The organism is Streptomyces sp. NPDC007189 (assembly GCF_040703635.1).
In the GTDB taxonomy this organism is placed as follows: domain Bacteria; phylum Actinomycetota; class Actinomycetes; order Streptomycetales; family Streptomycetaceae; genus Streptomyces.
The window spans coordinates 450,537-465,042 of the sequence record NZ_JBEYEY010000005.1 but is presented as its reverse complement, the minus strand read 5'-3'; the positions used below and the strand labels follow the sequence as shown (position 1 = coordinate 465,042).

Annotated in this window: 10 protein-coding genes; 3 read left to right on the top strand and 7 right to left on the bottom strand. The window is 75.3% G+C overall.

Translation table 11 applies throughout. The annotated features are described in order from the left end of the window. Positions 1 to 3 precede the first annotated feature (3 nt). Together AB0950_RS13980 and AB0950_RS13975 are read left to right on the top strand one after the other, a co-directional pair. On the top strand, positions 4 to 2,823 hold the full coding sequence (locus tag AB0950_RS13980; protein WP_360147432.1) for an AAA family ATPase: 2,820 nt from the start codon (positions 4 to 6) through the stop codon (positions 2,821 to 2,823). A 228-nt stretch (positions 2,824 to 3,051) separates the two neighbouring features. Further along, positions 3,052 to 3,843, top strand: a complete 792-nt coding sequence (locus AB0950_RS13975) for a serine protease (protein ID WP_366778578.1) — start codon at positions 3,052 to 3,054, stop codon at positions 3,841 to 3,843. Between the two features lie 188 nt (positions 3,844 to 4,031). Here AB0950_RS13975 and dmpI read toward each other — a convergent pair whose 3' ends face one another. The 3 genes from dmpI to AB0950_RS13960 form a co-directional block, all read right to left on the bottom strand. Then, entirely contained in the window at positions 4,032 to 4,214 is a 183-nt protein-coding gene (gene dmpI, locus AB0950_RS13970; RefSeq protein WP_360147438.1) for a 4-oxalocrotonate tautomerase DmpI, read from the bottom strand. Positions 4,215 to 4,307: 93 nt separating this feature from the next. Beyond that, a complete protein-coding gene (locus AB0950_RS13965; protein WP_366778577.1) occupies positions 4,308 to 5,174 on the bottom strand; it encodes a LysR family transcriptional regulator in 867 nt (288 codons plus the stop codon). 210 nt (positions 5,175 to 5,384) lie between these two features. Continuing rightward, positions 5,385 to 6,494 carry a winged helix DNA-binding domain-containing protein gene (locus tag AB0950_RS13960; RefSeq protein WP_366778576.1) on the bottom strand — a complete coding sequence of 370 codons (1,110 nt, stop codon included), beginning with the start codon at positions 6,492 to 6,494 and terminating at the stop codon, positions 5,385 to 5,387. Positions 6,495 to 6,681: 187 nt separating this feature from the next. Here AB0950_RS13960 and AB0950_RS13955 point away from each other — a divergent pair, with 187 nt between their 5' ends. Further along, the gene (locus AB0950_RS13955) at positions 6,682 to 7,827 is read left to right on the top strand and encodes a magnesium and cobalt transport protein CorA (protein WP_360570575.1); all 1,146 of its coding nucleotides are present in this window, start codon (positions 6,682 to 6,684) and stop codon (positions 7,825 to 7,827) included. A gap of 160 nt (positions 7,828 to 7,987) precedes the next feature. Here the strand turns inward: AB0950_RS13955 and AB0950_RS13950 are convergent, their stop codons facing one another. From AB0950_RS13950 to AB0950_RS13935, 4 genes are read right to left on the bottom strand one after another with little or no spacing between them, the layout of a single operon-like run. After that, positions 7,988 to 9,286 carry an ABC transporter substrate-binding protein gene (locus AB0950_RS13950; RefSeq protein ID WP_360570573.1) on the bottom strand — a complete coding sequence of 433 codons (1,299 nt, stop codon included), beginning with the start codon at positions 9,284 to 9,286 and terminating at the stop codon, positions 7,988 to 7,990. After that, a complete protein-coding gene (locus AB0950_RS13945) occupies positions 9,283 to 10,494 on the bottom strand; it encodes a hypothetical protein (RefSeq protein WP_366778575.1) in 1,212 nt (403 codons plus the stop codon). The genes AB0950_RS13950 and AB0950_RS13945 overlap by 4 nt, the downstream gene beginning before the upstream one ends. After that, on the bottom strand, positions 10,491 to 11,993 hold the full coding sequence (locus tag AB0950_RS13940) for a VWA domain-containing protein (RefSeq protein WP_366778574.1): 1,503 nt from the start codon (positions 11,991 to 11,993) through the stop codon (positions 10,491 to 10,493). The genes AB0950_RS13945 and AB0950_RS13940 overlap by 4 nt, the downstream gene beginning before the upstream one ends. Positions 11,994 to 12,040: 47 nt before the next feature. Further along, positions 12,041 to 14,323 (bottom strand): tetratricopeptide repeat protein, encoded by a 2,283-nt coding sequence (locus tag AB0950_RS13935; protein ID WP_360147459.1) that lies wholly within the window; start codon positions 14,321 to 14,323, stop codon positions 12,041 to 12,043. Positions 14,324 to 14,506: the final 183 nt, after the last annotated feature.

Below are 14,506 nucleotides of genomic sequence, written 5' to 3'. Positions count from 1 at the left end.
GCGGTGACCGTGCGACGGGACTTCCAGGAGCCTGCCAGGTGCCGCCCCGACCTGGTCATCGGCCGCGAGGACCTGTTCGCCGGCGCCCGTGACCAACTCGCCTCGGGCGGCAGTGTGCTGCTCCACGGTCCCGCCGGAATTGGAAAATCCACGGTCCTGCGGGCATTGGCCGAGGAATACGGCGCCACCGCCCGCACCGTCCTGCGCTGCTCCGCCACCGAGTCCGAATCGCATCTGCCGTTCCTGGCCCTCGCCGATCTCCTCGGTCTGGTCCTCGACGACGTCGCGCCCCGGCTGCCCCTCGCCCAGCGCACCGCCCTGGAGTCGGCGCTCACCGGCCGCGGCGAGTCCAGCCTCCAGCGCGACGGCCTCGCCCTGCGCCTCGCGGTGCTCTCCGCGCTGCGCGCGCTGGCCGGGCACGGCGGCGTCCTCGTCGTCGCCGACGATCTGCAGTGGCTGGACCCGGCCAGCGCCGAACTGCTCGGCTTCGCCGCCCGCCGCCTGGAGGGTACCCCGGTGCAACTGCTGTGCGCGGTGCGCACCGAGGGCACCGGGAGCCAGGAGTACGACCGGTATCTGCGCGCCTGCCCGCCGGACACCCTCGCCGTCCGCCTCGGCCCGCTGACCCGCGCCCAGGTCGCCCAGCTGCTCGACCACCGCGGCCACGGCGGCCTGCCCCGCTCCACCGTCCGCGAGATCCACCGCACCTCCGGCGGCAACCCGCTGTTCGCCCTCGAACTCGGCCGCGCCCTCGCCGACAGCCCCACCCCGCCCCGGCCGGGCGAGCCGCTGCCGGTGCCGACCAGCCTGCGCGCCCTGGTGCTCAGCCGCCTGGACATGCTGTCGGTCGAGGCCCGCCGCACCCTGCTGGTGGCCAGCGCCGGCGCCCGCCCCACCATGGCGCTGCTGCACGCGGCCGGGAGGGAGGCCGCCGAGGCGGAGTGTGCCCAGGCCGCCGAACTGGGGCTGCTGGCCACCGAGCCGGACGCCCCCGCCGTACGGTTCGCGCACCCGCTGATCTCGGCCGCGCTGTACGCGGAGGCGCCCGCGCCCGAGCGGCGGGCCGCGCACGCGGCGCTGTCCACGGCCGCCTCCGACCCGATCGAACGCGCCCGGCACCTGGCCCTCGCCACCACCGGCACCGACCCCGAGGTCGCCGCCCGGCTCGCCGAGGCCGCCGCCCTCGCCCGGGACCGCGGCGCTCCCTCGGTCGCCGCCCACCTGGGCCTGCTGGCCGCCCGGCACACTCCGGCCGAGGGGGTGCCGAGCCCTCAGGAGCGCCGGCTGCAGGCCGCCGAGGACGCGATCACCGCGGGCGAGATCGACCTGGCCCGGGACATCGCGCGCGAGGTGCTGGCCCGCACGAGCGTGCCGGCCGAACGGGTGCGGGCCTGGATCATCGTCATCGACAGCGCCGGCCACACCATGACCGAGGTCGACGCGGTCTTCCCGCAGGCCCTCGCCGACGCCGGCGACGACCCCCGGCTGCTGGCGCTGGTGCACTACCAGCTGGCGTGGCGGGCGCTGATCGTGGAGGGCGACTTCACCGAGGCCCGCCAGGCCGCCGCGCACGCCGCCGAGCTGGCCGCGCGCGGCGCGGACCGGCGCACCGAGCTGCTCGCCCTCGCCTTCCAGGCGCAGACCGAGACCCTGATGGGCCACCCGGACGCGCCCCGCACCATCAAGCGCGCCCTGAAGGAGCCTCAGGACCCCAAGGTGGCCTGGCACCACAACGGGGCGGGCAGCGCGCGGTTCCGCTGGCTGGTGATGAGCGACCAGCTGACCGAGGCCCGGGCGACGGTCACCGCGCTGCTGCGCGAGGTGCGCCGGCGCGGCTCGGTGGAGAGCGAGGTGCACTTCCTGCGCGGGCTCGCCGAGACCGAACTGCGCACCGGGCACTGCGGGCGCGCCCTGGAACTGGCCCGCGAGAGCCTGCGCCTGGCCCGGGACTCCGGGATCGGCGAGACCGCCTCCGCGATGCTCACCTCGCTCGCCGAGGCCTCCGGCGGCGACGTGGACCGGGCGCTGGCCCTCGCCCGGGAGGCGGTGGAGCACGCCGAGGAGGACGGCGACCAGATGTACCTCTCCCGGGCGCTGGGCGCGCTCGGGTACGCCCAGCTGGTGGCCGGGGATCCGGCGGGCACCGTGCGCTCGCTGCGCCGGGTGCGCACGCTGGAGCTGGCTCTCGGCATCACCGACCCGGCGCGCGGCCGCTGGCAGGGCGACCTCGCCGAGGCGCTGGTCCGTATCGGCGAACCGGCCGAGGCGCAGGACGTCATCGACACCAGCCGCGAGCACGCCCTGCGGCTCGGCCGGGAGAGCGTGCTCGCGGTCCTCGACCGCTCCGAGGCCCTGGTGCGGGCCGCCCAGGGCGACCTGGAGGCGGCCGTGGCCCAGCTGACGTCCGCTCAGGACCGGCTCGCCAAGCTCGGCTACGGCCTGGAGGAGGCACGGGCGGCGTTCGCCCTGGCCCGGTTGCGCGACGGGCGCCCGGGGGCCTCGGCGTACGACCAGGCCACCCGCATGTTCCGGCGCTGCCGGGCGCTGCCCTGGCTGCGCCAGGTGGACGAATCCCTCACCGCCCCCGAGCCCAAGCCCGGGCCGGCCGTGCCGGAGGCCCTGGACGCGCTGCAGGCGCTGGCCGCGATGGAGCGTCAGGTGGCCGCGCTGGTCATGGAGGGAGCCACCAACCGGGAGATCGCCGCCCGGCTGTTCATCAGCGTCAAGACGGTGGAGGCGACCCTGACCCGGGTCTACCGCAAGCTGGGGATCCGGTCCCGGGTGGACATCGTCCGATTGGCGGCGGCTCGACGGGCGCGCTGAGCGCCGCCCTAGTTAACTGAGCCGGACCGAGGGTTTTCCCTCACCCGACCCCCTAGGGGGTTCCCTCATTGGGAGCCGGGGGTTCCGGGACCTAGCGTAATGGGCGTGCCGCTCGCCCGGGCACACGGGGTCGGATCCTCCCCCACGCTCCGCCCGAGCGGGGGACCCGCGCCCCGTGCTCCACCCCGTGCGATCCCCCACCGGTGCAACCCCTCACTGAGGAGACTCATGTTCGGGTTCAGACGTGCCAGACAGACCGCCGCGACGCTGGTGGCCACCGCCGCCGCCGCGGCGACCACGCTGCTCGCCTCCCCCACGGCGAGCGCGGCCCCGCAGCCGATCGTCGGCGGTACGACCACCACGACGGCGGCCTATCCGTTCGTCATGCAGATCACGGACGCCTCCGGCAACCAGTTCTGCGGGGGCACCCTGGTGGCCGCCACCAAGGTCGTGACGGCGGCGCACTGCATGGCCGGCGCGTCCCCGAGCGGTGTGCGTGTGGTCGGCGGGCGGACCTATCTCAACGGCACCGACGGCACGGTCAGCAAGGTCAGCAAGATCTGGGTCGACCCGGACTACACGGACGCCACCAACGGCAAGGACGTGGCCGTCCTGACCCTGTCGACGTCGATGCCGTACAAGCCGGTGTCGTACGTCTCCTCCTCCCAGACGGGCGTGTACGCAGCCGGCACCACGGCCCGGATCCTCGGCTGGGGCACCACCTCGGAGAACGGCAGCTCCTCCAACCAGCTGCGGACCGCGACCGTCCCGGTCGTGTCCGACTCCAGCTGCCGTTCCTCCTACGGTTCGGACTTCGTCCAGTCCGACATGGTGTGCGCCGGATACACCTCCGGCGGCGTAGACACCTGCCAGGGCGACAGCGGCGGTCCCCTGCTCATCGGGGGCGTCCTGGCAGGGATCACTTCCTGGGGGGAGGGGTGCGCGGAGGCCGGCCACCCGGGTGTGTACACCCGGCTGGCCGCCTTCTCGGACCTGGTGACCGCGCAGGTCGGTTCATGACCGCGCAGGTCCGCCCGTAACCCGGAAGAGGGACACCTGAGCACCCCTCAGGTAATTGCCAGGGGGGCGTTGCGAGCCACCACGAGCGGCCCGCAGCGCCCCCCTCTCCACGTCCACCCCCGTGGAACGCGAAGGCGTGGGGTGCGGGGGCGTGGGGTGCGGGGGCGTGGGGTGCGGGGGCGTGGGGGCTACTTGTCGGCCGTGAGCTTCCCGGCCGCGCCCCAGCTGTCCGCCGGGACCTCGTGGATCCACACCTGCACGCTCTCCGCCGGGATCCGGTAGGCGTCGACGAAGGCGTCGGTGACCCGCTTGACCAGCTCCCGCTTGAGCTCGGCGTCGCGCGGGCCCTGCTGGATGGTGACGATCGGCATGACTGGACTCCCTTGAACGGTTGCTCCTTCTCGGTGAGCCCAGTCCATCGCGCCGGGCGCCGCCGGCCAAGGAGCAGTCCGCGACCGCAGCGATCAGCTTTCGTGATCGCGGCAGGCCAGGAGCAGGTTCTCCAGGTGCGGGGAGGGGTCGGCGGCGGGCACCGCGAGTCCGGTGGCGAGGGCGAGTCCGGGTGCGCGGAAGGGGACGTACGCCACCCGGGGCGTGGCCAGCACGCGCGCGTGGGAGGCGAAGACGACCGTCCACAGCGGGCGGGCGCCGATGGTGGCCAGGGTGTCGTGCAGGGTGCCGCCGGCCGGTCCGGGCACCGGCTCGAACCCGGCCGCGCGGCAGGCGCCGAGGACCAGGTCCACCAGGGCCGGGTTGGTGCGGCGCGGGGTGAGGGCGAGGGGCAGGCCCGCGAGATCGGCGAGTCGGATCTCGTCGCGCGCCGCGAGGGGGTGGCCGGCGGGCAGGGCGGCGACCAGCGGATCGGGCCACAGCGGCACCACCCGTACGCCGTCCGGGGGTTCGGCCGACCGTACGAACGCGGCGTCCAGCCGGCCCGCCGCCACCCGGTTCAGCCGCTCTTCGGCCGGCAGCGAGACCAGCTCCACCGGCACCTCGGGCGCCCGCTCGGCGAAGGCGGCCAGTACCCGGTCCAGATGCGCGCCGAGCCCGGTGCTGGTGCCCAGCCGCAGTCCGGCCGGCGCGGCCACCGCGGCCCGCGCCTTCTCCGCCGCCGCGAGCACCGCCCGCGCCTCGGGCAGCAGCCGCTCCCCCGCCCCGGTCAGCCGTACCCGGCGCGGCGAGCGGTCGAACAGCTCGGCGCCCAGCTCACGCTCCAGCCGCTGTATCTGCTGACTGACCGCCGACTGCACGATGTGCAGCCGCTCTGCCGCCTTCCCGAAGTGCAACTCCTCGGCCACGGCGACGAAATAGCTGAGCTGGCGCAGTTCCATGGGCCGACTGTAGAGGCCGCGCACAGTCGCCTCCAGGCCGGCCGCCTTCGTGCGGTCCGTCGCCGGCGGCAACGCGACCGTGCCGACCGTGACGGTGGCCGGCCGGGCGCTGGTGAACCCCTCGAAGCGGCAGCTGACGGCGGCGGTCCGGGCGTACCCGCCGCACCTGATGTCCGGGCGCGGGCCGGCCCGGGGTGACGCCGGGCGGCCTCAGGGCCGGACCACGGTCCCGAAGCGGATGTCGTACGGCGTGTCCGGGTGCAGGACGCGGAGCATCCGCTCCCCCTCCGCGGCCACCTCGTCCCGCCGGCTCCGGGGCAGCTCGGCGAAGGGCTCGATGACCAGGGCGTCCGCCTCCAGTTTCCACAGGCCCGCGAGGAAACCGTCCACCAGGAGCGTGCGGTAGGCCTGGTTGCCCCGCCAGTGCCGGCCCCGGTACGCGGGCGGCACGACGCGGGTGCGGTCGGCGTGGGAGAGCAGGAGGTTGTCGAACTCGGGCAGGAAGCGGGGCGGGGCCGGGGTGTCCGGGTCGGGGCGCGGGGCGCCGGGGAGGTCGAACAGCTCGGCGCCGGAGGCGTCCTGGAAGGTCAGCAGCCGGGGGCGCAGCCGCTCGAAGGCGTCCCGCAGGCGGGTGAGCCCGGCCCATGTCTGCATGTCCTTGACCGACGCCGGGCCGAACGCGGCGAGATAGCGCAGGACCACGGACTCCGGTTCCGGGGCCTTGGCCGCCGGGCGGCCGAGCCAGTGCTCGGCGGTGGTGAGGGCGACCTGCCCGCTGCGGCCCCACAGTCCGCGCGGGGTGACCTGGACCAGCGGCAGGGTGCAGCGGGCGGCGACGGCGAGGGCCTGGGGATCGGCGTCCGGCCACCGCGCGCTCAGCGCCTGCCGCAGCTGGGCCATGGTCCGCGGCTCGTCCTCGACCGACGCGCGGACGACGGCGGCCAGGACGTTCAGGTCGACGCCGGTCAGGCCCGCGCGGAACTGGCCCAGCTCGCGGTACCGGGCCGGCTGGACGAAGGGCCGCAGGGCGAGGCAGTCGTCGGCGGTGTGGGTGTGGAGGGTGGAGCGCAGGGTGACGATCCGGGCGACCTCGCGGCCGGCCATCAGCGCGGACAGCTGCTGGGGCTGGAAGCCGTCGAGGCGGGCGGCGAGGGCGTAGTACGGCGGCCGGACGTTCTGCGCCTGGAGCCCGAGCAGGTGCGCGACGGCGTCGAGGGGGGCGAGCGCGGAGCGGCGCAGCAGCAACTGCCGTTCCAGGGTGGCCCGGTTGAGGGCGCGGATGTCCAGGAGGGGGGCCTTCGTCGTCCTGCTCTTCGTCATGGCCGCACGCTAGCCCCGATCGCGGACACCTTCCGTCCGCGACTCCCGGCCCGCCCCGCGCACCGGGACGTCGGCCCGTTCCGGCGCCCGCGGATATCCTTCTGCTCCGGTACCCCCGGGTTCCTCCGATCCAGCCCTGTCCCCGCTGAAGTGGTCAGGAGCACGTGACGCGACGGAGAGGCGGCCGATGTCCGAGCGAGAGAACGGCAGGAACGGCGGGCGCAGGCCCGTCTGGCGCCGCGCCCCCACTCCGCCGCAGTCCCCCGTCGCCGAGGGGCCCGCACCCGCCGTCGCCGGGGAGGGAGCCGAGCCGGCGAGCATCGTGCAGGCGGCGCTCTACCGCGACGGCGTCCGCCTGTCCTCCCCCGCCACGCTCGCCGAGACCTACCGCGAGCTGCGCGAGCAGCCGGCGGGCATGGCCTGGATCGGCCTGGCCCGGCCCACCGAAGCCGATCTGCACTCGCTGGCCGCCGAGTTCGGCCTGCACCCCCTCGCGGTGGAGGACGCGATGGAGGCGCACCAGCGGCCCAAGCTGGAGCGGTACGGCGAGACGCTGTTCGTCGTGCTGCGCGCCGCCCGCTATCTGGACGCGCCGGAGGAGGTCGACTTCGGGGAGCTGCACGTGTTCGTCGGACCGGACTTCGTCCTCACGGTCCGGCACGGCGCGGCCCCGGACCTGTCGGCGGTCCGCCGCCGGATGGAGGACTCCCCGGAACTGCTCAAGCTCGGCCCGGAAGCGGTGCTGTACGCGATCCTCGACGCGGTCGTGGACGGCTACGCCCCGGTGGTCGCCGGGGTCCAGAACGACATCGACGAGATCGAGACCGAGGTGTTCCGCGGCGACCCCGAGGTCTCCCGCCGCATCTACGAACTCTCCCGGGAAATGGTGGAGTTCCAGCGTGCCACCCGCCCGCTCGTCGGCATGCTGCACGGGTTGATGGCCGGCTTCGCCAAGTACGAGACCGACGCCGAACTCCAGCGCTATCTGCGGGACGTCGCCGACCACGTCACCCACATCAGCGAACGCGTCGACGGTTTCCGCCAGGCCCTCTCCGAGATCCTCACGGTCAACGCCACCCTGGTGTCCCAGCAGCAGAACGCGGAGATGCGGGCGCTGGCGGAGGCCGGCTTCGAGCAGAACGAGGAGGTCAAGAAGATCTCGTCGTGGGCGGCCATCCTCTTCGCGCCCACCCTCGTCGGCACGATCTACGGCATGAACTTCGACCACATGCCGGAGCTGCACTGGCTGTTCGGCTATCCGTTCGCCGTCGCGCTGATGGGCGTGGTGTGCCTGACGCTGTACGTCGTCTTCAAGAAGCGGGACTGGCTGTAGCGGGCGGCGCCGGCCGGCTCCCGAATCCCCGCGCCGACGGCCTGCCCGGGAGGGCCCGCCGGGCCGGTGGCGGACGGGACGCTTGGAGCCGGCCGCCGGCCTCCCCTGATCGGTGCCGAGTTCACGCACCGGCCCGGGGTGGGAGCCGTGGCCCGGTGGGTCACTGGATGTGGTCGCAGACGGACGGGAGCCAGGTCAGGTTCGGGGTGTGGCTGAGGGTGTCCAGGGAGGTCAGCAGGGCGTCGAGCCGGCGGGGGCCCGCGAGGTACTCGATCGTGGCCTCGGCGAACGCGTCGCGGACCGAGGGCGGCATCGCGTCGGAGGCGTCGAAGCAGTGCACCGCGCGGTCGTCGAGGAGGGTCCGGGCGAGTGAGCGGTGCCAGGCCGGGCCGGCGTCGGCGGGCGCCGGCTGGGCCTGCGGGTCGACCGAGAAACCGGACTCCTTGGCGTTCCAGGCGCGTTGCGCGCCGGCCGAGGCCAGGTACCGGATCAGCGTCTTGGCGTGCGGGGTGTCGTGCAGCAGCGCGACCAGGTCCCCGGAGACCTCCCAGGCGCCGGTGGCGGTGGCCCCCGGGATCAGTCGGGCCGAGGGCTCGTAACGGCCGTCCACGCGCTGCCAGGTGGTCTCCTGGCTGCGGATGAAGGACGCCTGGTGCTCCAGGGTGCAGCCGCGCGGCTGTGCGGTGACCGGCTTCGACGCGTCCTGGTACGGCGTCTTCAGCGCCCGCCGCACCAGCTCGCTGCCCCCGCCCGCGCCCACCAGCTGCCCCCAGGTCGTCCAGGCCGACCGCACCTGCCGGGACCGCCAGGACAGCTCCCCGCGCGCCCAGCGCTGATAGACGGCGGGGCCGTACTTCTGGAGCAGGATGTCCTCGATCCAGTCCGTGCCCGGCCAGCCGCTGGTCGCCCCGGAGCCCATGCCGACGCACCACTGGCCGGGCCGGTGCGCCGCCTCGGTGCGCTGCCGCTCGCTGGTGCCGGCCGGGTACCAGACGATGGACTTCAGGTCGGCCTTGAGCGGGAACCAGTACACGTGCCCGTTCAGCGGCGTACTCCAGGACGCGCCGAAACCGGCGGCGGGCACGAGGCCGTCGAGCGGTTTCAGCTGCCCCTGCCCGGCGTAGTCCGCGAGTTCGCCGGGACCGGTCAGCACCACCACGTCCGGCGGCGTGCCGGCCTCCACGTCGGCGCCGAGCACCTGGCTCTCGGCGGAGCTGCCCTGGTAGTCGACGTGGATGTGGTACTTCCGCTCGAACGGCTCGATGACCGCCTGCCGGAAGTTCTGCTCGTCGGTTCCGGTCCAGTTGGCGAGCAGCGTGACGGTCGGCTCCTGGCCGAGGGCGCGTACGGCGAACACGACGGCCGCCGCGAGCAGGACCAGGCAGCTCGCCAGCACGGTCAGGGTGCGCGGGCGGCGGGGTCGGCGGTCGGCGGCGGTGCCGCCCTGCGGGGCGCTCACCGGGGCCTGAACCGGTAGTCGTCGATGTGCCGCCGCAGTCCCGTCTCGGCGAGGGCCATGAGCAGGATGCCTCCTATCAGGATCCAGACCGCGGCCGAAGCGCGGAAGCCGGTGTCCGCCAGGTACGACGCGGTGTGCCGCCCGGCGCCGGTGATGAGCGGGCCACTGGTCAGTTCGCGGTCGAGCAGGTCGCGGGTGTGCGCCATTCCCTGGTGCGTCCACACCGTGAACAGCAGCGGGGCGGCGATTCCGGCCGCCAGCAGGGCGCCGGCGGCGAGGAGTCCCCGGTTGTACCGGCGGCGGAAGCGCCGGCGCAGGAACAGCTGGGTCTCCAGCAGGGCCGCGGCGAGGGCGAGGGCCAGCAGCAGGGTCACGGTCCAGCCGAGCCACAGCAGCGGGCCGAACGAGGTCTGCCGCCGTACCGCGTCCCGCTCCTGCCGTTGCAGGGCCTTCAGCCGGGCCTGGATGCCGGAGCCCTGGTCGGTCAGGACGCTGGTGGCGTAGCTGAGGTAGGCCTCACGCAACACGCTGCCGGCGGGCTGCAGTTGGGCCTGCTGGACCTTGACGGCGTACACCGTGATCAGCCCGGCGACCGTCTGCAGGGCCTGCCGGCCCGCCGTCCCGCCGACGTCGTCCCCGGCGGCGGCCGCGAGGCTCTGCGCGGCCACCGAGATCTGCTTCTGGAAGTCGCTGGTGGGCGCCGCCGCGCCGGCGTCCCGCTGGGCCTGCCCGAGCGCGTACAGCGCGGTGTCGATGGACAGCACGGCGGGCGCGCTGGAGGTGCGCAGCGGGTTGGCGTCGCCGTGCACGCCCTCGTACGACAGGAACAGCGACAGCGTCAGCAGCGCGGACAGGGCCAGCAGCAGGCGGTGGCGTACGGCGAGGTCGTGCGCGGTCGTGCTTTCGCCGTCCGGTGCGCGCCGCCCGGAAGGCAGGAGACGGCGCAGGCGGCGCAGGGGCGACCCGGCGCGGGTACGGCGGTCGGCGGGCGAGGCCCGGTGGGCGGTCGGCGCGACACCGGGCCCGCCGTCTCCGTCACCCCGGCGAGCACCGGGGACATCGGGGCGGGCGCTCCGGGTACGGGCTGTGCGGCGCGCTTCCGCCACGTGACCACCGGCCGCGGCTTCGTGGCCGGGGATGCCGGTACCGCCGCCGGGACGGTGACCCGCACCCTCTCCGGGGCGTGCGTCGCCCGTGCCCGGGGTCATGACCCGGGCTCCCTCAGCCGGCGTCCGCACGTGCCGCCGCAGTACACGGAGTCGGCCGGGCCGAGCCATCCGCACTCCGGGCACTCGGTCAGGGCCTCGGCGCCGGGGGGATCGGGGGTGCCGGGGCCGGGCGGCGCTTGCGCGCCGGGGGGCGGCGGTGTCGTCAGGGCGCTGGAGAGGATCAGGTGCTGCCAGTCGACGTCCTTCAGGCCGGAGCGGATCCGGCCGGTGCCCGCACCGGGCCCGCCGTCCTCGATGACCCGCAGGGCGTCCAGCAGTTGGGCGTCGCCCAGCTCCTCGGCCACGGCCAGGGCGCGGGCCAGTGCGCGGTCCGCCGCGTCCCGGCCGTCGTCGCCGCGCAGCCAGGCCCGGTAGGCCTCCGCGACGGCGGCGCTCGCCCGCTGGTACAGCTCGCTGCGCCGGACCGCGGGATGCTGCCGGGAGGCGTCGAGCGGGTGGTCGGTCCAGCGGACCAGGACCGGCCGGGGCGCGGGCAGCCGCACCGGGCGCCCGAAGTCGGGTACGGCGACCTCGACGGCGGCCAGCTGCAGGTCCTCGCCGAGCTCGCGGCCGGCCGGGTCGGCGGTCAGCACGACCTGGTAGTGCCGCACCTCCTCGCCCCAGGCCCGGGTGACGTACTCGGCGCCGGGGCCGGCCGGGACGGGCGACAGTTCCTGCTCGCGCGGGACCACCTGCTTGATCCGGCGGATCGCGGTGCCGGGGGTGGGGGTGATCCTGATCCGCAGCTCGGGAATGGTGGTGCCGAGCAGACCGGTCATCAACTCCTCGTACGCGGCGGTCAGTTCCGACTCCTCGCGGACCGCCCCGGCGCGGCCGTGCAGCCGCCGGGCGATGCGCAGCAGCAGCTCGGCGTCCCAGTCGTCGCCGATGCCCCAGGCGTCGCAGACGAACCGGCCCTCGCAGGCGTCCAGGGCGGTGTCCAGTGGCACGGCGGCCCGGTGGTCGTGCTCGTTGCGCCCGTCGGTGAGCAGCAGGACGTGCTTGACGGGGGCGGGCTGGTCCTTCAGCAGCCGGCGGGCGAGGTCGAGCCAGGTGCCGAGGGCGGTGCCGCCGTCCGCGTCCAGGATGCGCACGGCCCGCTCGGCGGCCTCCCGTTCGGCGGGTCCGGCCACGGCCATCGGGGCCCGGCCGGGGCCGGGATGGACCACGGTGGCGTCGAACCGCCCGGACAGCACGGCGAACGCGGTGCCGTCGGGCAGCAGCCGGATCGCGGCGGCGGTGGCGTCCTTCGCCGCGCGCAGCTTGGCGGCGGGGTGGAGCATCGAGCGGGAGGTGTCGACGATCAGCACCTCGGCGAGCGCGGGGGCCGCCGCGGGCGCCGGGCCGTCGCCGGGTCCCGGGCCGTCGGGGCCGCGGACGCCGATCTCCAGGATGGCGTGCATCTCCCGGTCGGCGGGCTGCCCGGGCGCGGGCACGACGGGCAGGTCCCGCTGCTGGCCGACCGCGAGCGTCACCTCGATCTGCTCGGCCACGGTCATCGTGTGTCCCCTCGGTGGTCAGGGTGTGCGCGGGCGTCGGAAGGGCGTCAGAAGGTGGTCATGGGCCGTACGTCGTGGGCGAGGTCGAGCAGCCGGCCGTGCTCCCCGGCGGTGCGGGCCTGCGCGGCGAGCTGCCGGAAGGAGTGCTCCAGCAGGCGGCGCAGGCTGTCCTCGTCGCCGGGGCCGAGCAGGTCGCCGGCGGGGAACTCCGGCCCCCAGCCCTGTTCCGGGCGGCAGTGCAGGACGTTCTCGCGGACCTCGGCGAGCAGCCGGGCCCGGGACTCGCCGTCGGCGGCGCCGCCGTCCAGGCTCAGTTCGGGCAGCCGGCGGGCGGCGTCGCGCAGATCGGCCGGCGTGGGCGGGCCGCCGTACAGGACGCCGGCGCGGACGCGGACGGCCGCGATCCGGGCGGTGTCGTGATGGCGGGAGGTGGCGGGCACGTCGTCGAGGACGCGGACGGCGGCGTCGCGGTCCCCGGCGGCCAGATGACCGCGGGCGAGGCCGAAGGCGGCGGCGGTGTGCGCGAAGTCCCGTTTCCAGACGGCCTCGTAGAACCGCATGGCCCGTGGGCTGCGCCGCGGGCCGGCCTCGTGCTCGGCGCAGTAGGCGAGGGCGAGCTTGGGCACGTACTCGCCGGGCAGCGCCCGGTGGACGGCGTCGAAGGCGGCCCCGGCCTGCCGTACCTCTCCGCCGCTGAGGTGGAGCACGCCGCGGTGCCAGGCGATCCGCCAGTCGTGCGCGGCGGCGCCTTCGCCGAGCTGGGTCTCGGCCTCGGCGAGCCAGCTCTCGGCCTGCTCCCGCTCGCCCTTCCTGAGGTAGGCGCGGCACAGCCACAGCGCGGTCTCCGGGGTGCCGAGGCGGGACTCGCGGGGCCACTGCCGGGCGATCCGGTCGGGGGCGTCGGGCGGGAAGGCGTCCAGCAGCAGGGCGGCGCCGTCGTCGGGGTCGGGGACCGGCTCGGGGAGGGCGCCGGCGACCTCGGCGGCCGGCGGCGGGGAGACGTCGAGGTCGCGCGGCCGCCCGCCGGGACCGGCGGTCCAGTGGTCGAGGGCGGGGATCGCGCCGAGCCCGGCGTCGAGGCTGGCGCCGGTGGCCCGGAACCGGGTGGAGCTCTCCGGCAGCTGCTCGCCGAACTGCAGGGAGCGGAACTCCCGCAGCACCTCCCAGAGTTGCCGGGACATCTCGGCCGCGGACCGGAACCGGGCCCGGGGCTCGGGGTGGACGGCGCGGTCGATCAGCCGGCGGAAGGAGTCCGGGGCGAGGCCGCGGGCCGGCTGGGTGGCACGGAAGAGCGCCTGGAGGGTCATGCCGACGGTGTAGAGGTCGCTGTCGACGTGCCAGCCGCGCCGCTCGATCTCCTCCTCGGGTGGTGCGTACGCGGCCGTGTAGACGTAGCGGGAGCCGCGGTCGCCGATGGCGCGGACGGCGCCGAGGTCGATGACCTTGACCGCCCGGCCGAAGTGGATGACGTTGGCCGGCTTCATGTCGCAGTACAGCAGCCCGCGGTCGTGCATGTACTCCAGGGCGCCGAGGATCTTGCAGCCGTAGGTGAGGACGTGGTCCAGGCGGGGCCGGCCCTGGAAGATCCGTTCGACGTCGTCGGCGTCGAACAGCTGCTGCAGGGAGCGTCCGCCGATGTAGTCCATGACCAGGTAGCCGGTGGGCGGGCCGTCGGGGGGTGTGTGGTCGGCGTAGGTGATGATGCGGACGATGTCGGGGTGGTGCAGGTCGGTCAGTGAGCGGCGCTCCTCGACCGCGTTGCGGCGGGCAAGCGCGTCGTGGGCGTCGATCTGGGCCTTGAGGACGACCCGGTACCCCTCGGCGCGGGTGTCCTCCGCGAGGTAGACCCATCCCAGGCCGCCGCGGGCGAGGCAGCCGAGGACGCGGTAGTGGTCGGCGACCACGTCGTCCTTCTTCAGCTGCGGCACGAAGGAGTAGGGCGTGCCGCAGCGGGGGCAGCGGCCGGTGTCGCGGGCGGGCTGGCCGCCGTAGCCGACGCCGACGGTCATGGTGCAGCCCTCCCCGCGGCACCGGCGGCCGCCGGTGGGCGGGCGGAAGTCGGTCATGACGACGTCGCCGGGGACGGGGACCTCGGGCAGGACGACCAGTCCGTGCTGGTCGAGGTCTCCGACACCGGCGACGGCGTGCACCACCGGCGGGCCGGGGCTCTCCTCGGCGGGAGCGTCCGGGGCCGCGGTCCGGGGTACGGCCGACGGCGCGACGGGCGGGCGCTCCTCCGAGCGCGGCTCGATGTGCCGCCGGGCACAGGTGTCGCAGTAGCCGGTGGCCATGATGTGGCCCGCACAGCCGGGCCGGACACACGAGATCACGGCGCGCTCTCCTCTCCGGGTGCGCCGGGTGTTCGGGGGACGGGGGGCGTCTCGGGGAGGTGGGGCGTTTCGGCGGCATCGGATGCGGCGGGTGCCTCCGGCACACCGGAGTCGGCAGGCGCGCCCGGGATGCCGGATGCGGCGGGTGCGGCAGGTGCCTCCGGCGCACCGGCTGTGGTGCGT

What these genes read in the sequence shown, in the direction of transcription:
- AB0950_RS13960 (WP_366778576.1), bottom strand. Translation starts at nt 6,494, where the DNA reads ATGACGAAGAGCAGGACGACGAAGGCCCCCCTCCTGGACATCCGCGCC.
- AB0950_RS13975 (WP_366778578.1), top strand. Translation starts at nt 3,052, where the DNA reads ATGTTCGGGTTCAGACGTGCCAGACAGACCGCCGCGACGCTGGTGGCC.
- AB0950_RS13940 (WP_366778574.1), bottom strand. Translation starts at nt 11,993, where the DNA reads ATGACCGTGGCCGAGCAGATCGAGGTGACGCTCGCGGTCGGCCAGCAG.
- AB0950_RS13965 (WP_366778577.1), bottom strand. Translation starts at nt 5,174, where the DNA reads ATGGAACTGCGCCAGCTCAGCTATTTCGTCGCCGTGGCCGAGGAGTTG.
- AB0950_RS13945 (WP_366778575.1), bottom strand. Translation starts at nt 10,494, where the DNA reads ATGACCCCGGGCACGGGCGACGCACGCCCCGGAGAGGGTGCGGGTCAC.
- AB0950_RS13955 (WP_360570575.1), top strand. Translation starts at nt 6,682, where the DNA reads ATGTCCGAGCGAGAGAACGGCAGGAACGGCGGGCGCAGGCCCGTCTGG.
- dmpI (WP_360147438.1), bottom strand. Translation starts at nt 4,214, where the DNA reads ATGCCGATCGTCACCATCCAGCAGGGCCCGCGCGACGCCGAGCTCAAG.